Origin of the sequence: Streptomyces sp. F63 (assembly GCF_018070345.1) — a bacterium.
Lineage (GTDB): Bacteria > Actinomycetota > Actinomycetes > Streptomycetales > Streptomycetaceae > Streptomyces.
In genome coordinates, this window is sequence record NZ_JAGPXX010000007.1 from 56,774 (window position 1) to 77,484 (window position 20,711).

A 20,711-nucleotide genomic window follows, 5' to 3' on the forward strand; every position below is an offset into this window, starting at 1 on the left:
ACGGGGCATTCTTTCGAATCTATCTTGCCGTTCGAAGTTACGGGCGTTATTCGGTATTTCGAACAGGCCGAGTGGCGTCAGCCCCCTCGCACGCCATGAGCATCCCGAAGACGTAGGGATACCCGCCGCCATGCAGCAGAGTTCACGGACTTCACCGAGCCGCAGATGCGTGCTCACCGGCCTCGGCGCCCTCGCCGCCGCCGGCACCCTGGGAACCACCACCTCCGGCTGCGCGGCCCCCTCCGCGGCCGGAGCCGACCGCACCCGCCTCCGCTTCTGGCATCTCTTCGGCGGTGGTGACGGCGTCAACATGCAGACGCTGCTGGACGCCTTCCGCGCCGAGCACCCCCGTATCGGCCTGGAGGCCGCCACCCTCCAGTGGGGCGCGCCGTACTACACCAAACTCGGCATGGCCGGGGCCGGCGGACGCGCCCCCGAGGTGGCCGCCCTCCACCTCACCCGCCTCCCCGGTTTCGCCCCCGGCCGCCTCCTCGACCCCTTCGACCTGGACCTCCTCGCCCAACACGGCGTCCGCCCCGGAGACTTCCCCGAACACATCTGGCACCGCGGGACCGTGGACGGCGAGCAGTACGCCGTCCCGCTCGACACCCACCCCCTGGTGCTCTTCTACAACACCGAGATCTGTGAGAAGGCCGGACTGCTGGGGGACGACGGCAGGCTCCGGCCGACCAGCGGGGCACGGGAGTTCACCGAGGCCCTGCGTACCGTCAAGAAGACCACCGGCCGTCCCGCCCTTGCCATGGAGACCATGGGTGCCGACACCGTCGGCCCCTGGCGGCTCTTCGCCGCCTTCTACTCCCAGACCGGCGGCACCGTCCTCGACGACACCGGCACCCGCATCACCCTCGACGACGCCAAGGCCCTGCGAGTCCTGGAATGGATGCGCTCCCTCGTCGACGAGGGGCTGGCCATCCACCGGGTCGACTACCAGGGCGGCGTCGGCGCCTTCAACACCCGGCGGACCGCCTTTCTCATCAACGGGGAGTGGGAGGTCAGCACCTTCCTCACCACGAAGATCCCCTTCTCCATGACGCGGATCCCGGACCTCTTCGGCCGGGCCTCCACCTTCGCCGACTGCCACACCTTCGTCCTCCCGCACCAGGCCGGCCGCGGGGGCGCGAGCAACGAGGCCGCCCACGCCTTCGTCGCCTGGCTGCTGAAACACACCGTGGAGTGGGCCAAGGGCGGCCACGTCCCCGCCTATCTGCCCACCCTGGAGAAGCCCGAGTACCTGGACCTCCACCCGCAGTCCGAGTACCGCTCGGTCCTGGACGACGTGGCGCTCGACCCGCCCGCCTGGTTCGCCGGCTCCGCCTCCTCGATGCAGATCGAGCTCGGCGCCGTCTTCTCCGGTGTGCTCACCGGCTCCCGCAGCCCGCGCAACGGCCTCGCCGAGGCGAAGAGACGGCTGCGGAAACTCCTCGACACCCCGAACCCCTTCGGAGGCGCGGCATGACCACCACCTCCGCCGTACCGCCCGCCGCGCCCGCCGCCGGGGCCCGCGCCGGAACCACGGAATCCTTACGCCCCGTCCGCCACCGGTGGACCGAGCACGGGCTGCTCTTCACCGCCCCGTTCCTCCTCGTCTACGCCCTCTTCCTGGTGTGGCCGCTGCTCTACGGCGTCAAGATGAGCCTCGGCAACGACAACATCGCCGGCACGGGGTCGGAGTTCGTCGGGCTGGACAACTACGCCGAGGCGCTGACCGACCCGAACGTCTGGTCCTCCCTCTGGAACACCCTCTGGTTCACCGCCCTCAGCACCGTTCCGCTGGTCGTCCTGGGGCTGGTCCTCGCGCTGCTGGCCCACCATCTGCGGGTGGTGCAGTGGCTGTGGCGGCTCTCCTGGTTCGCGCCGTTCCTGCTGCCCTCGGGCGTCGTCTGCCTGCTCTGGCTGTGGATGATCTACCCGTCCGACTTCGGCCTGGCCGATCTGCTGCTGGGCGCCGCCGGGCTCGACCCGGACATCGGCTGGCTCAGCGACACCCGCTACGCGATGCTCTCCATCGTCCTCACCACCGTGTGGTGGACCGTCGGCTTCAACTTCCTGCTCTACCTCGCCGGACTCCAGGCCGTCCCGCAGCACCTCTACGAGGCCGCCGAGATCGACGGCGCCGGGCCCTGGCACCGGCTGTGGCACATCACCCTGCCGAGCCTGCGCCGCACCACCTTCGTCGTGCTGGTGCTCCAGCTGCTGGCCTCGCTCAAGATCTTCGACCAGGTCTACATCATGACCGGCGGCGGCCCCGACGAGTCCACCCGGCCGATCCTCCAGTACGTCTACCAGGCCGGCTTCACCGGCTACCGGATCGGCTACGCCTCCGCCGTCTCCTACGTCTTCTTCGCCCTGATCGTCGTCGTCTCGCTGGTGCAGCTGCGACTGTCCCGGCGCGCCAGTGAGGAGAGTGACCGGTGAGCGCAACCGCCGTGGACGGCACCACCGCGGCCGCTGCCCGGGTCCCGGGCGCCGCCGCCGCGCCCGGGACCGGCGGGGGCCGCGCGCCCCGCTGGACGCGTGGCCGGATCGCCCTGCTCGCCCTGGCCCTGCTGCTGGCGGTCGCCTGGCTGCTGCCGCTCGCCTGGGCCGTGGCCACCTCCCTCAAACCGGCGAGCGAGACGACGAAGACCACACTGGAGTGGGTGGGCTCCACCATCACCTTCGAGGCCTACGGCGAGGTGTGGGCGTCCGGAGACCTGGCCCGCTGGATGGTCAACTCCGCCTACATCGCGGTGATGACGACGCTGCTGACGGTCACCACCTGTGCGATGGCCGCCTACGGCTTCGCGCGCACCGAGTTCCGCGGCCGCCGCGTCCTCTACGGGATCGTGCTCGCCGGGATCATGGTGCCGCCGCAGGTGCTCATCGCCCCGCTCTTCGCCGAGATGGTGCGGCTGCGGCTCGTCGACACCTACTGGGGTGTCATCCTGCCGCAGGTCGCCGTGCCCGCCATGGTGTTCATCCTGGTGAAGTTCTTCCAGGGCGTGCCGCGCGAGCTGGAGGAGGCCGCCTTCTGCGACGGCGCCGGGCGCTGGCGGGTGTTCTGGCAGATCGTGCTGCCGCTCTCCCGGCCCGTCCTCGCCGCCGTCGCGATCTTCACCTTCATCTCCACCTGGAACAACTTCCTCTGGCCGTTCCTGGTGACCACCGACCCGGCCGGGATGACGCTGCCCGTCGGCCTCGTCAACGTCCAGTCCACCTACGGCGTGCGCTACGCCCAGGTGATGGCCTCCCTCGTCATCGCCGGGCTGCCGCTGCTCGTCGTCTTCGCGATCTTCCAGCGCCAGATCGTCCGCGGCGTCGCCCACACGGGCCTCGCCGGCCAGTGACCCGGGTCCGGACCGGGGCGCCCGCCGCGGCTCCCCGGTCCGGACCGGCCCACGCGCAACGCCACGCATCCCGTACGCGCGACGCATCCGGGCACGACGCAGACCGCGTACGACCCGCCCTCCCGTATCCCCGCACCCCGCAACGGAAGGACACCCCCCCATGCGTCGCCGACGCGCTCTGCTCACCGCCCTGCCCGCGGCCCTGCTGCTCGCCCTGCTGCCGTCCGGCGCCACCGCCTACCCCAACCCGGGGCTGGTCACCGGCGATGTCGTCGTCCACGACCCGACGATGATCAGGACCGCCGACGGGCGCTACGTCCTCTACTCCACCCACGGCGGCCTGGAGGCCCGCACCTCCACCGACCGCACCCACTTCACCCGCGCCGGATCGGCCTTCACGAGCCTGCCGTCCTGGTGGTCGGAGTACTCCCCGGAGCGGGACCCCTGGGCGCCCGACATCTCGTACCACAACGGCGCCTACTGGATGTACTACGCCGTCTCCTCCTTCGGCTCCAACCACTCCGCCATCGGGCTGGCCAAGAGCTCCACCGGCCTGCCCGGCAGCTGGAGCGACCGCGGCATCGTGTACCGCACGAGCACGAGCGACAACCACAACGCCATCGACCCGAACCTCTTCGTGGACGACGACGGCACCTGGTGGCTGAGCTTCGGCTCCTACTGGACCGGGATCAAGATGATCCGCCTCGACCCCGCCACCGGCAACCGGCACGGCGACCGCACCGTCCACAGCCTCGCCACCCGGCCCGACGCCCCGCACGCCGTGGAGGCCCCGCAGATCGTCGAACGGGACGGGTACTACTACCTCTTCGCCTCGTACGACCGGTGCTGCGCCGGCACCGACTCCACGTACAAGATCAAGGCGGGCCGGGCGAGCAGCCCGACCGGCCCGTACACCGATCGCAACGGCGTACGGATGATGGACGGCGGCGGCACCCCGGTACTGGAGACCCACGGGCGGTACATCGGGCCCGGCGGGCAGTCCGTCCTGAAGGACAGCGACGGGCATGTGCTCGTCTACCACTACTACGACCGCGACGACAACGGCACACCGAAGCTCGGCATCAACCTGCTGGGCTGGAGCGGCGGCTGGCCCACCGCGTACTGACCCCGGACCGGGCCCGGCAGCCGCATCCGGTATCCGGGCCCGGCCTCCGTACCGCCCGCACCGCCGTCCTCCCCGCCTCTCCCCGACCGGCTTCTCCCGTTCCCCCCGGACCGAAAGGCCTCCATGACCGCCCGCACCGCCCGCATCACCCTGGACGCCGCCTTCGCCGTCGGCGACGTCAACCCCCGCCTCTTCGGCTCCTTCGTCGAGCACCTGGGCCGCTGCGTCTACACGGGCGTGTACGAACCCGGCCACCCCGCCGCCGACGAGGCGGGGCTCCGCACCGACGTCCTCGAACTGGTCCGCGAACTCGGCGTCACCGCCATCCGCTACCCCGGCGGCAACTTCGTCTCCGGCTACAAGTGGGAGGACGGCACCGGCCCCGCGGAGAACCGGCCGCGCCGCCTCGACCTCGCCTGGCGCTCCACCGAGACCAACCGCTTCGGCCTCGCCGAGTACATGGACTTCGTCGCGAAGGCGGGCGGCGAGCCGATGATGGCCGTCAACCTCGGTACCCGCGGCGTCGCCGAGGCCCTCGAACTCCAGGAGTACGCCAACCACCCCGGCGGCACCGAGCTCTCCGAACGCCGTATCGCGCACGGGGCGAAGGACCCGTACGGCATCCGCCTCTGGTGCCTGGGCAACGAGATGGACGGGCCCTGGCAGACCGGCCACAAGACGGCGGAGGAGTACGGCCGGCTGGCCGCCGAGACCGCCCGCGCCATGCGGCAGATCGACCCGGACGTGGAACTGGTCGCCTGCGGCAGCTCCGGCCAGTACATGCCGACCTTCGCCGCCTGGGAGGCCACCGTCCTGGCGGAGTGCTACGACCTGGTCGACCACATCTCCCTGCACGCCTACTACGAGGAGAAGGACGGCGACCGCGACTCCTTCCTCGCCTCCGCCGTCGACATGGAGTCCTTCATCGAGAACGTGATCGCCACCTGCGACCACGTCGGCGCCCGGCTCAAGTCGACGAAGCGGATCAACCTCTCCTTCGACGAGTGGAACGTCTGGTACCTCTCCCGCTTCCAGGAGGAGGCCGAGCGCAACCCGGGCCAGTGGGAGGAGGCGCCGCGGCTGCTGGAGGACAACTACAGCGTCACCGACGCCGTCGTCTTCGGCTCGCTGCTCATCGCGCTGCTCCGGCACGCCGACCGGGTGACCGTCGCCTGCCTCGCCCAGCTCGTCAACGTCATCGCCCCGATCCTCACCGAACCCGGCGGCCTCGCCTGGCGGCAGACCACCTTCTTCCCCTTCGCGCAGGCGTCGCGGTACGGACGCGGCCGGGTCCTGACGGTCAACCCGGCCGGACCCGTGCAGAAGACCGCGCGCTACGGAGAGGTGCCGCTGCTGCACGCCACGGCGGTACAGGACGAGGAGACCGGCGCGGTCACCCTCTTCGCCGTCAACCGCAGCCAGACCGAACCGCTGCCCCTGGAGGCCGCGCTGCACGGCCTGTCCGTCGGACGGGTCGCCGAGCACAGCGTGCTGGCCGACGCCGACCCGGAGGCCCGCAACACCCTCGCCGAACCGGAACGCGTCACCCCGCACGCGGCGGCGGAGGGCACCGAACTGGCGGACGGCGTGCTGCGCACGGTGCTGGAACCCCTGTCCTGGAACGTCATCCGCCTCGTCTGACGGGACGGAGCGGCCGGGCCGACCGGATCGGCCGGGCCGGATATACCGGACGGGGGCCCGCTCCGGCCGCTCCGGCACCGCCCCCACGCGTGCCCAACGGCTGTACGCCGAACAGCCGTTGGGCACTCCCTCCGGTACGGGCCCGCACCCACCGGGCGGCACGACCCCCCGTACCGCTCCGGCACACCGGCACACCGGCACACCGGCACACCGGCACATCGCACCACCGGGCGCACCCAGCGTTCACGGGCTCCTACATTCCGTGATGAGATTCACACGACCAGTAGCCGTATAGCGGTTGCGCTGTTCACCGCGCAGGGGAGACAAGAAGCATGGAGCCCCACACCTACGCCCTGTGCTGTCCTCCGCAGATCACCGTCCCGAAGATCGCCCGCGACTTCGTGACGAGCGTCCTGCGCTCCCTGGACCTGCGGCACATCACCGACAGCGCGGCTCTGTGCACCTCCGAACTGGTCACCAACTCCTATGTGCACACCAACAGGGGCGGGGACTCCGGCTCCGGCATCGGCTCCCTGCTGTGGCTGGTGATCGAGCCGACCCTCGTACGGATCAGCGTCTACGACGCCAACCCGTCCGCCCCCGCCCCGCGCAGCGCCCGGGACGACGACGAGGGGGGCCGCGGCCTCGCCCTGGTCGCCGCCCTCGCCGACGCCTGGGGCCACGTACGGGGAGGCCCCCCGGGCCTCACCGCGCGCCAGGGCAAGGGCGTCTGGTGCGAACTGGGCACCCTCCGGGCGTAGCCGGCGAGCCCGGTGCGGCGGCGCGCGGGCGGACGCGCCGGCAGGCGGTGCACCGGATCAGTTCCTCACACCCTCGGGGCCGGGCTGTCGAACTCCCCGTTCTTCACACCGCTGAGCAGCGAGCCCAGTGCGGTGGAGGAGACGGTCAGGACGGTGCCGGGGGCCTCGCTCTCGCGGAGGGCGACGGTGGCGGGGCCGGCGGCGGCGAGTTCGACGCACTCGCCCTCCTCCTGCGAGTAGGACGACTTCTGCCAGATGGTCTGCTCGGCCAACGGATGACCCTTCACAGCTCTCGGACGACCGACTGGATGAAGGCGCGCGACTCGGTCTCTCCGAGCGCCGCCGACCATATGGCGTCGAAGAGCGTCCGGTACTTCCGCAGTTGCGGCTCGGTGTGGAGCAGCCCCATGCCGTGCGCGGCGTCGACCTGCACGCTGTCGAGCTGCGGTACGGGCCCGCAGGCGTAGAGCATCGCGTGGCCGGAGCCGATGTGCGCCTCGGAGGCGAAGGGGATCACGCGCAGGCTGATGTACGGCTGCTCGCTCAGGCTCTGCAGGGCCTTCAGCTGTTCGCGCACCACCGCGCGGCCGCCGAAGCGCATGCGCAGCGCGGCCTCGTGGATGACCACCTCGTAGGGGGAGGCGCGGTGCCGGCTCAGGACGGACTGCCGCTCCATGCGGTGCGAGACGCGGGCCTCCAGCTCCGTCTTGGGCAGCGGGGGGAGGGCGGCGCCGAAGATGGTGCGGGCGTACGCCTCGGTCTGTAACAGGCCGGGGATGTGGGTGATCTGGATGGTGCGGAGCCGGGTCGCGTGGTGTTCCAGTTCGGAGAGGTCCAGCAGCGGGGCGGGCAGCACGCCCCGGTACGCCTCCCACCAGCCCTGGCCGCGCTGTTCGTAGGTGATGGCCACGAGGGCGTCGATCAGCGCGCTGTCGCCGCAGGAGTAGAACGTCGCGAGCCGCCGCAGCCGCTCCTCGCTGACCCCGAGCCGTCCCGCCTCGATATGGCTGACCTTGGCGGGGTCCACCCCCAGGAGTTTCGCGGTGTCGCGGGCGGTGACCCCCGCGGCCTCGCGCATCCTCCGCAACTCGGCACCCAGGCGCTCCTGACGAGCTGTCGGCGCGCTTCTCAGCGACATGGCGTCCCCTCGTGGCTCGTGTGTCGCATGTGACGCAACACCTTTTCATGAACCGGGGGAGGCGAGGGACGTGGAGGGACCAGGTTGCAGGGGTGCCACCTTGCCCCTGGCGGCGGGGCCGGGGAGGCAGCCGCTCTGCCATGGCGCTCCGGGGGCGCTGCTGCCCAGCGTGGCGGAGGGCGTGGTCGGTGGTGACCGGTAGCAGCGGTTCCCGGCTTCACGGGAACACCGCCCCCGGCGGGGGTTACCGGCCCCGGCTCCCCCCGGGGTCATGCCACACGGTGAGCATCCCCAACCGCAACCCTTACAGAGGGAGCCCAAGCCCTCGGGGAGCCGGAGGCCGAAATCGTCAGGGAACGTCGTGGATATTGTGTTCGGCCATGTCAGAAGCGTGCCGCGTGATGACGCGGTAGTCGGCGTCGTCATGCAGCACCACCAGCCCGTGATGAGCCGCAGTAGCCGCGATCATGAGATCTACAGCCGAGGCACTGCGGTGCTCACCGGCTTGGGCCATGCGGTGCTGCACCGCGCCAATCCAGCGTCCCGCGTTCTTCGGTACTGACACGTCCGGGTAGAGATCCGCGAACATCTCGGCGATCTCGCCGTACTCGCGACCGTTCCGGGCGCTGTACAGAAACTCGGTGCGCTGTGGAAAGCAGGAGGCCATGGCTCCGGCGTCGACCGCGTCGTACCACGCGGACTGCAGTTTCGGCTCCCGGAGCAACCGGACGAGTGCCGACGTGTCGAGCAGGTACATCACCGGGTGCGCTTCTCCGCCTCGTGCAGAGCCTCGGCGTCCTCCACAGCTCCCCACTCCCGCGCCCGCTCGAAGTGGCGACTGATACGGGCCGCCCGCTCCTGCTGCTCGGCGTAGAAGTGGAGCGCGACGTTCACCGCTTCCTTCTTCGTCCTTGCCTTCGAGAGGGCCATGGCCCGTCGCAGAGCGTCGTCATCAATATCGATTTGCGTAACGGACACACCGCACCTCCGTCCAATGTTGGTGATGTACATGGAAGTGTACATGAGCAACATTCCGACCGCGAGCAGAGGCGACTGCGTGCCACGCCTGCCTCTGCGCACAGCAAGCCTGCTCTCGGAACCGGCAATGGCCCGGGCCTCCGTCTCACCCCGCGTCGGCGGGGAGGCTCGACCTGAGCGGCGTGCTCTTTCTCGTCGAGTGTCCTCCCCGCCGACGCGGGGTGTTCACGGCTGGTGCTGTCCGAAGGGGATGGGGCGCTCCGTCAGCCAGAAGGGAACGAGTAGGTCACCGTGATCCTCGCCTGACGGTACGAGTTGGCCCTAACGGCCGCAGGAAACCAATTGCTGGCTTCCAGGTAAGCCAACGGCCAGGCCTTTGACGAACATCACGATGGCCTCCGCCGGGTGAGGGCGAGGAGCAATCGCTACCGCCCAGCCGCAGGCCAGGCGTACCGTTTCGGGTGTCGAGTTCAGAACGGAGCCAGTATGCGGCACCCCGCTGACGACCACACCGGCGCTCGCATCGCCGACTACCGCAAATTGCGTCACCTCACCCAAGAGGCGTTGGCTCAGAGGGCGTACCTCTCCCGCAGTTGCATCGCCAAGGTGGAACGGGGACTTGCGCCGGCCACTCCTGCTGTCGTGGCGGCCGTGGCCCGCGTGCTCCAGGTTGATGTCGCTGTCCTCAACGGCCAGCCGTACACCTCGGAAATGCAGCAGGACCACTTGGACTTGGTGATCGCGCCGCTGTCCGACGCGCTGGATCTCTACGACCTCGGGCCCGACCCGGACATCACGCCCCGCTCTGTCGCGGACATCGAGCCGGACGTCCGCGCCTTGTGCGAAAAAGCTTGTGCCACCGAGTACAGCGGTGTGGGGCAGCAACTCCCCGGTCTGCTTGGTGAGCTCACCACGGCCATCAGCCTTCTGCCCGAAGGGGAGGAACGGCGGCGCACCGCCGCAGCGTTGTCCTGGTGCTACTGGGTGGCCTACGAATTCGCGTACCGGCTCGGCTACCACCTGCTGGCGTCCATCGCGCTGGAGCGGATGGGGTGGACTGCCGAGCAGGCCCAGGACCCACTGCTCCTCGCGGTCCGTCTCAGCCGCCGCAGTGCCATGCTGCTGCGCCGCGGCGACCACCGCATGTCGCTGCGCACGCTGGATCGCGCGTACCGACTCGTGGGCCAGCACGACGCCCCCGGCTCCGTGCCAGTACTCGCAGTCTCCGGGAGTCTGCACCTGGCAGCGGCCATCGCTGCGGCTCAGGCCAAGGACCCGGACACTGTGGCAGGGCGCATGGAGTTGGCGCGGCAGGTGGCGAAGGAGATCGGCCGCGACGTGCCCCAGGTGTACTGGGCCGCGTTCGGTGAGACCAACGTCCAGCATTTCGATGTGGCCACGCGGGTTGAGCTCGGGCAACTCGGCGACGCGGTGAGGGCGGCGCGGTCGCTGCGTTTCCCTGCCGAGCATCCGCGGATGCGGGTGGGCCGGTACTACATCGAAATGGCCCGGGCGTACACCGAGATGGGGCGGGTGGATGCGGCGCAGTGGGCGCTGTCCCAGGCCCGAACAGTGGCACCGCAGCAGGCCCGCTACCACCCGCTGGTGCGGGAGACGATCGGCGCGCTGGTGCGTCGGCAGCGGCGGGCTGCGGAGGGGCTGACATCACTCGCGGCGTGGGTCGGTATGTGACGGTACGACCGTAGTCAAGAGGCGTTTGTTCCCGTCTCATGAACAGCGGGTCCAGTCCAGCTCGGCACTGTTGTGACGTACCGTACGCATCGCGTCACATGGAGTTCATCGTGCTGGACAAGCATTCCACCGTCGCCCTGGAGTGGATCGGCCGTGCGGGCGGCAGTCCCGGGCAGGCGGCCGTCGCGTGGCTGGCGGACGAGCTCGTCACGGTCCCGGTGGGTGTCGCCTGGGACGTCGTACGGCTGCCGGCCGCCGAGGGGTGGCGGACCGTTCACATCCTGCAGAAGCTCGGGGAGGTCGGCCCCGTCCTGCTCGGCCCGAAGGGCGTCGAGGTGATGGTGCCGGTGGGCGCGGCCCACGACTGGGACCTGCCCGGTGCGCGCGTGCTGGCCCGGGCCGAGCACGTCGATGTGCCGCCTCCTCGGGTGGTCGCACCGCACACCCGGCACCGGCGCACGTGGATCGTCCCCCCGACCGGCGAGCCCGCCGTGCTGACGGACGCCGACGCCCTGTACGGGGCTTACGCGGCGGCCCTCGCCACCGGAGGGTCCGCCCGGTGAGGCAGTGCGCACGGTGCGGGCAGCTCGGTCGACTGGTGCGGGTCGGCGCGCGGGACGGGGCCGCCACGGGGATTGTGGTGTACGCCTGCCCGGGGCACGCGGCGGAGTTTCCGCCGCTGCCCGGGGCGGACCCGGTCGGTCTGATCGAGTCGGTGGCGCGGGCTCGCCGGGAACGGGACGCGGCCGGGCGGTGAGGCGGCGGTGAGGCTGCGATGGTGCGCGTGGCACGAGCCGCTCGCCCCGGACACCGTGCCGGTCCGGGGCGTCGAGGCGGGGCTCGGTGCGGGGTGCCGGCGGTACGCCTGCCGCCGCTGTGTCACCGGTCTGGGCCTGGTCCCGGACCTCCGCCTCACCTCCGTGAGCCGGAGGCCCGGGCCGGGCGGTCAGCGGGCCGAGAAGGAGTGCACCGTCTCCGAGCGGTAGGTCTCGCCGGGGCGGAGGACCGTGGACGGGAACGACGGCTGGTTCGGGGAGTCCGGGAAGTGCTGGGTCTCCAGGCAGAAGCCGTCGCCCTGGCGGTAGACGCGGCCCGAGGTGCCGGCGTAGGTGGCGTCCAGGAAGTTGCCGGTGTAGAGCTGCACGCCCGGCTCGGTGGTGGCGATCCGCATCGTGCGGCCGGAGCGCGGGTCGGTGACCGTCATCGCGTGGCGGGGGCGGGTGGTGATCCCCTTGTCCAGGACGTAGTTGTGGTCGATGCCCCGCCCGTACAGCACCTGCTCGTGCGCCTCGCGGATGTCCCGGCCGATGGGCTTCGCGCGCCGGAAGTCGAAGGGGGTGCCGGCCACCGGGAGAAGTTCCCCCGTGGGGATGAGCGAGGCGTCCACCGGCGTGATGCGGGACGCGTCGAGCCACAGCTCGTGGTCCATGACCGTGCCGGTGCCCTCGCCGCCGAGGTTGAAGTAGGTGTGGTTGGTGAGGTTCACGACGGTGGGGGCGTCCGTCGTCGCCGCGTAGACGATGCGGAAGTCCCCGCGGGCGGTGAGGATGTAGTCCACCCGCACCGTCAGCTCGCCCGGGTAGCCCATCTCGCCGTCCGGGCTGACCCGGGTGAGCGTCAGGCCGGCGTCCCCGCCCCGGGTGAAGGGCTCGACGTCCCAGACCCGCTTGTCGAAGCCCCGGTCGCCGCCGTGCAGGCTGTTCTCCCCGTCGTTGAGCGGGAGTTGGTAGGTCCTGCCGTCGAGGGTGAAGCGGCCCCGGGCGATGCGGTTGCCGAAGCGGCCGATCAGCGCGCCGAAGAACGGGCTGTTCTCGGTGTACGAGGCGAGGTCCGCGAAGCCGAGGGAGACATTGGCCGTGCGGCCGTGCCGGTCGGGGATCTCCAGGGACTGGACGATCCCGCCGTACGACAGCACCCGCAGCCGGGTGCCGCCGCGGGCGAGGGTCCAGCGGTCGACGCGGGTGCCGTCCGGGAGGCTGCCGAAGCCCTCCCGGGTGGGGAGGCCGCGCCCGGCGGGCCCGGCCTCCCCCGGGGCCCCGGCCCCGGTCCCGTTGCCGGCTCCGGCCCGGTCCCGGGCCCGTGCCGCGCCTGCTGTCGTCATGCTCGCCGCCAATCCGGCGGCCGCGGCCGCCATCACCGTGCGTCTCGAAGTCATGCCGTGCCGATCCTCTCAGGGGGGACAAGGGGACAAACGGGCAGAGGGCGCCTGGCCCCGGGCCGGTCGGCCGGCCCGGCTAGGAACCGACCCGGCGCTTGTTCCAGACGTCGAAGCCGACCGCCGCGAGCAGCACCAGGCCCTTGATGACCTGCTGGTAGTCCGAGCCGATGCCGACCAGGGACATACCGTTGTTGAGCACGCCGAGCACCAGGCCGCCGATGATGGCGCCGAGGACGGTGCCGACGCCGCCGGTGGCCGAGGCACCGCCGATGAAGGCGGCGGCGATGGCCTCCAGTTCGAAGTTGATACCGGCGTTGGGGGTGGCGGCGGTCAGCCGGGCCGCGTAGACGACCCCCGCCAGAGCCGCGAGGACCCCCATGTTCACGAAGACCAGGAAGGTGACGCGCTTGTCCTTGACGCCGGACAGCTTCGCCGCCGCCCGGTTGCCGCCGAGGGCGTAGACATGCCGGCCGATGATCGCGTTGCGCATCACGAAGCCGAGGGCCATCAGCAGGCCCACGAGGATCAGCAGCACGATCGGTGTGCCGTGGTAGCTGGCCAGGGTCAGCGTGAAGGCCACGACCGCCGCCACGAGGGCGGTGCACTTGGCGATGAAGAGCCCCATCGGGATGACGTCCAGCTCGTACCGCTCCTGCTGCCGCCGGTCGCTCCACTCCCGCCACAGCACGAAGACGACCACGCCGAGACCGATCAGCAGTGTGGCGTTGTGGTAGTTGGTGTCCGGGCCCAGCTCCGGGATGAAGCCGCTGCCCAGGGCCTGGAAGCCGTCCGGGAAGGGCCGCAGGGTCCGGCCCTCCAGCATGATCTGGGTGGCACCGCGGAACAGCAGCATCCCGGCGAGGGTGACGATGAAGGACGGGATGCCGATATAGGCGATCCAGAAGCCCTGCCAGGCCCCGGCCGCGGCGCCGATGAGCAGGCACAGCACCAGCGCGAGCACCCACGGCACATCGTGCCTGATCATCATCACGCCGGCGGCGGAGCCCACGAAGGCGGCCAGCGAGCCGACGGACAGATCGATGTGGCCCGCGATGATCACGATCATCATGCCGATGGCCAGAATGAGGATGTAGCTGTTCTGCTGGACCAGGTTGGTGACGTTCTGCGGCTTCAGCAGGATGCCGTCCGTCCACACCTGGAACAGCACGACGATCAGCGCCAGCGCGAGGAGCATCCCGTACTGCCGCATGTTGGCGCGCATGCCGCGGATCAGCGCCGCGCCCAGGCCGCTCCCGGCGCCGGGACCGGCTCCCGCGCCCGGCCCGGAGCCCGGGCCCGGCGCCGGTCCCTCGTCCTTGGTGGTGGTCGTGGTGCTCATGGGGTCCGTTCCTTGTCCATGGTCATGTGCCGCATCAGCACTTCCTGGGTGGCCTCCGCCCGGGGGATCTCCCCGGTCAGCCGGCCGGCGGCCATCGTGTAGATCCGGTCGCACATCCCGAGCAGTTCCGGCAGCTCGGAGGAGATGAAGACCACGGCCTTGCCCTGTGCGGCGAGCTCGCCCACGACCGTGTAGATCTCGTACTTCGCCCCCACGTCGATGCCGCGGGTCGGTTCGTCGAGGATCAGCACCTCGGGGCCCGCGAAGATCCACTTGCTGAGGACGACCTTCTGCTGGTTGCCGCCGCTCAGCCGGTTCACGGTCTCGAACACCGTGGGGGTCTTGATGTTCATCGATGTCCGGAACCGCTCGGCGACCCGGCTCTCCTCGTGCTCGCTGACGACACCGCGCCGGGCGACCTTCGGCAGCGAGGCGATGGAGATGTTGCGGGCCACGCCGTCGCCGAGGTTGAGCCCGTAGGTCTTGCGGTCCTCGGTGACGTAGGCGATGCCGTGCGCGACGGCCTCCGGCACGGTCCGCGTGGAGATCTCCTTGCCGTGCAGGAGGACCCGGCCCGCCGCGTGCCGCCCGTAGCTGCGCCCGAAGACGCTCATGGCCAGCTCGGTGCGGCCCGCGCCCATCAGCCCGGCGATGCCGACGATCTCGCCGCGCCGCACTTCCAGCGACACCCCGTCGACCACTTTCCGCTGCTGGTCGATGGGGTGGTGCACGGTCCAGTCGGCGATTCGCAGGGCCGTCTCCCCGGCGCCGGGGCCCGTGTACGGGGTGCGTTCCGGGAAGCGGTGGTCCAGATCGCGGCCGACCATGCCGCGGATGATCCGCTCCTCGGAGACGGCCGGTTCCGCCTCGGGCGTCTCACGCACGGCGAGGGTCTCGATGGTCCGGCCGTCCCGCAGGATGGTCACGGAGTCGGCGACCCGCCGGATCTCGTTGAGCTTGTGCGAGATGAGGATGCAGGAGATGCCCTGCGCCGTGAACTCCAGCAGCAGGTCGAGGAGTTTGGCGCTGTCCGCGTCGTTGAGGGCCGCGGTGGGCTCGTCGAGGATGAGGAGCTTCACCTCCTTGGCGAGCGCCTTGGCGATCTCCACCAGTTGCTGCTTGCCCACGCCGATGTCGGCGATCCGGGTGTGCGGCGAGTCGGTGAGCCCGACCCGCCGCAGCAGCCGGCGGGCGTGCCCCAGGGTGTCGTTCCAGTCGATCACCCCGCGGGTGGCGTGCTCGTTGCCGAGGAAGATGTTCTCCGCGATGGAGAGATAGGGGACGAGGGCGAGTTCCTGGTGGATGATGACGATCCCGCGCCGCTCGCTGGCCCGGATGTCCTTGAAGGCGCAGGGCTCGCCGCGGAAGACGATCTCGCCCTCGTAACTCCCGTGCGGGTGGACTCCGCTGAGGACCTTCATCAGGGTGGACTTCCCGGCGCCGTTCTCCCCGCAGACGGCGTGGATCTCCCCCTCCCGCACGGTGAGTTCGACGCCGGACAGGGCCTTGACACCCGGGAACGTCTTGGTGATGGAGCGCATCTCGAGGACGGGGTGCCCGGGCGGCGCCGCCCCCGGGCCGCCCGCCGTACCGGTGGCCGCTTTCATGACCGTCACCCCTTACTTGAGCTCGGAGGCTTTGTAGTAGCCCTCGTCGACGAGGAGCTGGGTGTTGGACTTGTCGATGCTCACCGGCTGGAGGAGATAGGCCGGCACGACCTTCTTGCCGTTGTCGTAGGTCTTGGTGTCGTTGACCTCCGGCTCACCGCCGGTCAGCATCGCGTGGCCCATCTGGACGGTGGCCTTGGCCAGCTTCCGGGTGTCCTTGTAGATGGTCTGGGTCTGCTCACCCGCGATGATCGACTTCACGGAGGCCTTCTCGGCGTCCTGCCCGGTGATCACCGGGTACGGCTTGTCCTTGCTGCCGTAGCCCACGCTCTTGAGGGCGGAGAGGATGCCGATGGAGATCCCGTCGTACGGGGAGAGCACGGCGTCCAGCTCCGCCGAGGTGTACGACTTGCTCAGCAGGTCGTCCATCCGGCGCTGTGCCGTGCCGCCGTCCCAGCGGAGCGTGGTGATCTGGTTCAGCTTGGTCTGCTTCGACCGCACGACCAGCTTCTTGTCCTCGATGTACGGCTTCAGCACGCTCATCGCGCCGTTGAAGAAGAAGCGGGTGTTGTTGTCGTCGGGGGAGCCCGCGAACAGCTCGATGGTGAAGGGGCCCTTCTCGCCGCCCTCCTCCTTCAGCCCGAGCTTGTCGGCGATGTACGTGCCCTGCTGCACGCCGACCTTGAAGTTGTCGAACGTGGCGTAGTAGTCGACGTGTTCGGTGCCCATCAGCAGCCGGTCGTAGGCGATGACGGGGATGTTCGCCTCGGCCGCCCGGTCCAGCACATTGGTGAGCGCCGCGCTGTCGATCGCGGCGATGACGAGGAGGTCGTGCCCCTTGGCGATCATGTTCTCGATCTGGGCGACCTGCTCGTCCACGTCGTCGTTGCCGTACTGGAGGTCGGTCTTGTAGCCCTTGGCCCGGAACTGCTTGGCCATGTTCCGGCCGTCGGCTATCCAGCGCTCGGACGACTTGGTGGGCATGGCCAGGCCGATGGTGCCGCCCTTGGCGTCCTTCTTGCCGTCGTCGTCGACGCCGGTGGAGTCCTGGCCGCAGGCGCCGAGCGCGGAGGTGAGGAGAAGCGCCGCGGTCGCGGCGCCGAGACCTCTGGTGATGCGCATGGTGGTGGTTCCTTCCGTGGTGGGGCGGGTCGAGCGGGTGGATCGGGTGACGGGGACGGAGCGGTGGGGCAGGGGTGATCAGGAGTCCGGGCCGGTGGGGAAGCGCCGCAGCGTCCCCGGGAGCCGCGAGCCGAGGGGTGACATGCCGCCGTCCGCCCCGTGCCGCGCCAGCAGGTCCAGGACGAGCCGGCCGCGGCGCACCCGCTCCCGCGCGGTGTCGAGGGTGACGTCGCGCATATGGGCCCCGTAGGGGTAGATGCCGGGCGCCTTGCTCAGCCCGAACTTGAGGTAGACGGGGGCGCCCCGGCGGATCAGCTCCCCGGTGTCGTACATCCGGACGTAGCCGCCGAGGTCGTCCGGCGCCTCGATGTAGAGGTCCATCGGCGCGCGGCCGGCCCGGCGGATCTCGGTGAGCTGGTCGAAGGAGAGATCCGACGGGATGTTGATGGAGTCGGCGCCGAGCCGCTCCCACACCGCGTACGAGGCCGGGTTGACCGGGCCGACGAGCGCCGAGACCTTGAAGGTGGTGTCCGCCGGCAGGCCGCCCCGCTCCCGCAGCCGGTGCAGCGTCCACAGCACGCCCTCGTCGGCGACGAGCAGGCAGCGCACGCCGAGCTCGGTGGCGCGGACGGCGTCCTCCACGCAGCCCGCGAGGCCGTCGTGGCCGCGGGCGCGCAGACCGCCGCCCCGGGAGTCGGTGCGGGTGGCGGCACCGATGTCCCAGGTGCCGCGCGGGCCGGTGAACAGGCAGAGCTCGATGTCCCGTTCGGCGCAGGCCCCGGCCATCTCGGTGATCTCGTCGTCGGTGAGCATCCATATGCCGCTGCCCTGGCTGATGCGGTGGATCGGCACATCCAGCCGGGAGGACTCCTTGAGAACGGTCGCCAGCGCCTCGGGGCCCTCCACCGACGGCACCTCGGTGCGCCAGGTGCCGCCGTCGGGGAAGGAGTGCGGGGAGGCGTCGGCCGGGTCGTCGGCGGGCACGGGCTCGCCGATGAGGGCGAGGGCGGCCGAGCCGGGGCGGCGCGGCACGGGACGGGTGCTGTCGGACACAGGACTCCTCTGTTCTGCATGACGAATGATGTTCGGGTGGTCGGGCACCCCTGGGCCGGGACACCGCCGGTGGGGAGCCGGGGTGCCGGGGACCGGCCGGAGGGCGTCCGGTGCGGAGACGGAAGGGGGACGGAGGGCGGAGAACAGGAACGGGAACGGGAACGGGAACCGGGCCGGCGACGGGGACGGGGCCCGGGCGCGGCGGCCGCCGCGCGCTCAGGGCCGCAGCAGCACCTTTCCGGCCGCCGGATCACCACCGCCGACCAGCGCGACGGCCTCGGCGTACTCCTCCCATGCCAACTCGTGGGTGATCAGCGGAGCCGGGTCCAGCAGCCCGCTCTCGAAAGCCCGCACGGCATACGCCCAGGCCGCGGGCGGGGCACCGAAGACCGTGCGCACGGTGATCTGGCGCATCGCCAGGCCGAGCGGGTTGATGCCCTCGGCGCCCGCCCCGGGCAGCCCGGTGAGCACCACCCGGCCGCCGCCCCGGGCCAGGGCGACCGCGCAGACCGCGCTGCGCGGCGCGCCCGCGGTCTCCACCACCAGGTCGTACCGGCCCGTGAGCGTGCCGAGCCCGTCCGGCGGGCGGACCTCGGTGGCGCCGAAGGGCACCGCCTGCTCGGCCCGGCTCGCGCGGGGCTCCACGACCAGCAGTTCGGCGGGGGAGGAAGCGGCCAGGAACTGCACGGCCAGCAGGCCGAGGGTTCCCGCGCCGACCACCGCGATCCGCTCGGCGGGCCGCGCCGCCGCCGTCAGCGCCGCGGCGGCGACCACGGCGGCCGGCTCCAGCAGCGCCGCGGCGCGCAGATCGGCGTCCGGGCCGAGGACGTGCAGCAGCCGGGCGGGCAGGGTGAGGGTGTCGGCGAAGGCGCCGGGCCGGGTGAAGCCCGTCTCGTCGTAGCCGCCGGTGCACAGGGAGGTCTCGCCGGCCCGGCAGCGTTCGCAGGTCTGGCAGTTGCGGAAGCCCTCGCCGACGGTCTTCCGGCCCACCAGCGCCGGGTCGACACCCTCGCCGACCGCCTCCACCGTCCCCGACCACTCGTGGCCGGGCGTGACGGGGTAGCGGACGTAGCCGGGCGCGCGCGTGCCGTCGTACAGCTCGCGGTCGCTGCCGCACACCCCGGCCGCGAACACCCGGACCAGGGCCTCGCCCGGGCCGGGCGGCACCGGCTCCGCCGGGACGATCCGGTGCGCACCCGGCCGCTCCAGGAGGACGGCGCGCCCGCCGCCCGTCACGACCGGCCCCCGGTGGGATCGCGCTTCTCCCAGCCCTCGGCCCACAGGTCGAAGTGGGCGCGCTGCTGCGGGAACTCCGCCGCCGCGTCGGGGTCGAACTCGACGCCGAGGCCGGGTGCGTCGGAGAGGGTGAAGTAGCCGTCGACCACCTCGGGGGCGCCCTTCACCACCTTCTTGATCTCGGCGTCGGCGAAGTCGTTGAAGTGCTCAAGGATCTTGAAGTTGGGGGTGCAGCCGGCGAGCTGGAGGGAGGCGGCGGTGAGGACCGAGCCGCCCACGTTGTGCGGGGCGATCAGGACGTAGTGCGTCTCGGCGGTGGCGGCCAGCTTGCGAGTCTCCAGGATGCCGCCGATGTGCCCGACGTCGGGCTGGATGATGTCGGCGGCCTGTGACTCGAAGAGCTCGCGGAACTCGATGCGGTCGTGGATGCGCTCGCCGGTCGCGATCGGCAGCGTCGTCCGCCCGGCCACCTTGGCGAGCGCCTTGAGGTTCTCCGGCGGCACCGGCTCCTCCAGCCAGGACGGCCGGAACCGCTCCAGCTCCTGCGCCAGCCGGGAGGCCGTCGCCGGGCTGAACCGCCCGTGCATCTCGACCAGCAGCTCGGCCTCCGGCCCGATGGCGTCCCGGACGGCCTCGACGAGGGCGAGGGAGTGCAGGGTCTCGGTGTGGTCCAGTTCGAAGTGGCCGGTTCCGAACGGGTCCAGCTTCAGCGCCCGGTAGCCGCGGTCCACGACCCGGCGGGCCGCCGCGTGGAAGGCCTCGGGGGTGCGCTCGACGGTGTACCAGCCGTTGGCGTAGGCCTTCACCCGGTCGGTGACCCGGCCGCCGAGGAGCTGCCAGACCGGCACGCCCAGGGCCTTGCCCTTGATGTCCCAGCAGGCCATTTCGACGCAGGCGATGCCGGACATGACGATCTCCCCGGCGCGTCCGTAGTCGCCGTACTTCATCCGGCGGACGAGGTCCTCGACCGCGAACGGATCGGCACCGGCGAGGTGGTTGGCCTCCGCCTCGCGGAGGTAGCCGACGAGCGCGTCGGTCCGGCCGAGCATCCGCGTCTCGCCGACGCCGGTGATGCCCTCATCGGTGTGGACGAGGACATAGGTCAGATTGCGCCACGGGGTGCCGACGACGTGGGTGGTGATGCCGGTGATGCGCAAGGCCGCTGCCCTTCCGGTGTTCGATATTTCGTCACACGTTCGAAATCCTGGCGTGACGGTAATGACGTGCCGGGAGCAGTGTCAATGGTCGTGCACCCGCGTCCTTCCCCGAACCGGGTGACGGCACCCCGGCCCGGAGGAGAAGGGCCGGTTTGCGCGGCCGGTGGAGCCCGGCCCGAGGCCCGGCGGGTGCCGCTGCCGACGGGATCCGGCCAGAATCCGGCCAGGCCCCGGCCGGGGTGCCGCCGGTGGTTGCGGCGGGGGAACCGGAAGCGTGCCGGACCGGCGGGGCGCGGTGCCGGAGGAGCGGGACCGGGGCCGGCCGGCGCTCCGGCGGTCCCATGTCCCCTGTGGTG

At 71.1% G+C, this 20,711-nt stretch carries 19 protein-coding genes; 8 read left to right on the plus strand and 11 right to left on the minus strand.

All coding sequences use genetic code 11. The features are described from left to right. Positions 1 to 130: 130 nt before the first annotated feature. The 6 genes from KBZ10_RS10075 to KBZ10_RS10100 all read left to right on the plus strand — a co-directional run bounded on the left by KBZ10_RS10075 (position 131) and on the right by KBZ10_RS10100 (position 6,875). Entirely contained in the window at positions 131 to 1,477 is a 1,347-nt protein-coding gene (locus KBZ10_RS10075) for an extracellular solute-binding protein (protein WP_210987194.1), read from the plus strand. Then, on the plus strand, positions 1,474 to 2,436 hold the full coding sequence (locus KBZ10_RS10080) for a carbohydrate ABC transporter permease (protein WP_210987195.1): 963 nt from the start codon (positions 1,474 to 1,476) through the stop codon (positions 2,434 to 2,436). The genes KBZ10_RS10075 and KBZ10_RS10080 overlap by 4 nt, the downstream gene beginning before the upstream one ends. Before the next feature lie 11 nt (positions 2,437 to 2,447). Then, positions 2,448 to 3,347: a carbohydrate ABC transporter permease gene (locus KBZ10_RS10085; protein ID WP_210987372.1), complete on the plus strand. Its 900-nt coding sequence runs from the start codon at positions 2,448 to 2,450 to the stop codon at positions 3,345 to 3,347. 160 nt (positions 3,348 to 3,507) lie between these two features. Beyond that, the gene (locus tag KBZ10_RS10090; protein WP_210987196.1) at positions 3,508 to 4,473 is read left to right on the plus strand and encodes an arabinan endo-1,5-alpha-L-arabinosidase; all 966 of its coding nucleotides are present in this window, start codon (positions 3,508 to 3,510) and stop codon (positions 4,471 to 4,473) included. Between the two features lie 123 nt (positions 4,474 to 4,596). Then, positions 4,597 to 6,114: an alpha-N-arabinofuranosidase gene (locus KBZ10_RS10095; RefSeq protein WP_210987197.1), complete on the plus strand. Its 1,518-nt coding sequence runs from the start codon at positions 4,597 to 4,599 to the stop codon at positions 6,112 to 6,114. A 332-nt stretch (positions 6,115 to 6,446) separates the two neighbouring features. Then, positions 6,447 to 6,875, plus strand: coding sequence for an ATP-binding protein (locus KBZ10_RS10100; protein ID WP_210987198.1), 429 nt, complete (start codon positions 6,447 to 6,449; stop codon positions 6,873 to 6,875). Positions 6,876 to 6,940: 65 nt separating this feature from the next. On the opposite strand, the gene KBZ10_RS10105 is transcribed toward KBZ10_RS10100, so the two are convergent. The 4 genes from KBZ10_RS10105 to KBZ10_RS10120 form a co-directional block, all read right to left on the minus strand. After that, entirely contained in the window at positions 6,941 to 7,147 is a 207-nt protein-coding gene (locus KBZ10_RS10105) for a DUF397 domain-containing protein (RefSeq protein ID WP_247702123.1), read from the minus strand. An 11-nt stretch (positions 7,148 to 7,158) separates the two neighbouring features. Next, positions 7,159 to 8,013: a helix-turn-helix transcriptional regulator gene (locus tag KBZ10_RS10110; RefSeq protein ID WP_210987200.1), complete on the minus strand. Its 855-nt coding sequence runs from the start codon at positions 8,011 to 8,013 to the stop codon at positions 7,159 to 7,161. A gap of 349 nt (positions 8,014 to 8,362) precedes the next feature. Further along, positions 8,363 to 8,773 carry a PIN domain-containing protein gene (locus KBZ10_RS10115; protein WP_210987201.1) on the minus strand — a complete coding sequence of 137 codons (411 nt, stop codon included), beginning with the start codon at positions 8,771 to 8,773 and terminating at the stop codon, positions 8,363 to 8,365. Then, positions 8,770 to 8,991, minus strand: coding sequence for a type II toxin-antitoxin system VapB family antitoxin (locus KBZ10_RS10120; RefSeq protein ID WP_210987202.1), 222 nt, complete (start codon positions 8,989 to 8,991; stop codon positions 8,770 to 8,772). The genes KBZ10_RS10115 and KBZ10_RS10120 overlap by 4 nt, the downstream gene beginning before the upstream one ends. A gap of 486 nt (positions 8,992 to 9,477) precedes the next feature. Here KBZ10_RS10120 and KBZ10_RS10125 point away from each other — a divergent pair, with 486 nt between their 5' ends. After that, positions 9,478 to 10,683: a helix-turn-helix transcriptional regulator gene (locus KBZ10_RS10125; RefSeq protein WP_210987203.1), complete on the plus strand. Its 1,206-nt coding sequence runs from the start codon at positions 9,478 to 9,480 to the stop codon at positions 10,681 to 10,683. Positions 10,684 to 10,793: 110 nt separating this feature from the next. Continuing rightward, entirely contained in the window at positions 10,794 to 11,246 is a 453-nt protein-coding gene (locus KBZ10_RS10130) for a hypothetical protein (RefSeq protein ID WP_307847323.1), read from the plus strand. A 383-nt stretch (positions 11,247 to 11,629) separates the two neighbouring features. On the opposite strand, the gene KBZ10_RS10135 is transcribed toward KBZ10_RS10130, so the two are convergent. The 7 genes from KBZ10_RS10135 to KBZ10_RS10165 form a co-directional block, all read right to left on the minus strand. Next, complete coding sequence (locus KBZ10_RS10135; protein ID WP_210987204.1) at positions 11,630 to 12,838, minus strand: aldose epimerase family protein; 1,209 nt, start codon at positions 12,836 to 12,838, stop codon at positions 11,630 to 11,632. 79 nt (positions 12,839 to 12,917) lie between these two features. Further along, a complete protein-coding gene (gene mmsB / locus KBZ10_RS10140) occupies positions 12,918 to 14,180 on the minus strand; it encodes a multiple monosaccharide ABC transporter permease (protein ID WP_210987205.1) in 1,263 nt (420 codons plus the stop codon). Then, complete coding sequence (gene mmsA, locus KBZ10_RS10145) at positions 14,177 to 15,787, minus strand: multiple monosaccharide ABC transporter ATP-binding protein (RefSeq protein ID WP_210987206.1); 1,611 nt, start codon at positions 15,785 to 15,787, stop codon at positions 14,177 to 14,179. The genes mmsB and mmsA overlap by 4 nt, the downstream gene beginning before the upstream one ends. A 12-nt stretch (positions 15,788 to 15,799) precedes the next feature. After that, positions 15,800 to 16,909: a multiple monosaccharide ABC transporter substrate-binding protein gene (gene chvE, locus KBZ10_RS10150; RefSeq protein ID WP_210987207.1), complete on the minus strand. Its 1,110-nt coding sequence runs from the start codon at positions 16,907 to 16,909 to the stop codon at positions 15,800 to 15,802. 78 nt (positions 16,910 to 16,987) lie between these two features. Beyond that, positions 16,988 to 17,962, minus strand: a complete 975-nt coding sequence (locus KBZ10_RS10155) for a hypothetical protein (RefSeq protein ID WP_210987208.1) — start codon at positions 17,960 to 17,962, stop codon at positions 16,988 to 16,990. Between the two features lie 216 nt (positions 17,963 to 18,178). After that, complete coding sequence (locus KBZ10_RS10160) at positions 18,179 to 19,198, minus strand: zinc-binding dehydrogenase (protein ID WP_210987209.1); 1,020 nt, start codon at positions 19,196 to 19,198, stop codon at positions 18,179 to 18,181. Next, positions 19,195 to 20,355 carry a mandelate racemase/muconate lactonizing enzyme family protein gene (locus KBZ10_RS10165; RefSeq protein ID WP_210987210.1) on the minus strand — a complete coding sequence of 387 codons (1,161 nt, stop codon included), beginning with the start codon at positions 20,353 to 20,355 and terminating at the stop codon, positions 19,195 to 19,197. Before KBZ10_RS10165 ends, KBZ10_RS10160 begins: the two co-directional genes overlap by 4 nt. Positions 20,356 to 20,711 lie beyond the last annotated feature (356 nt).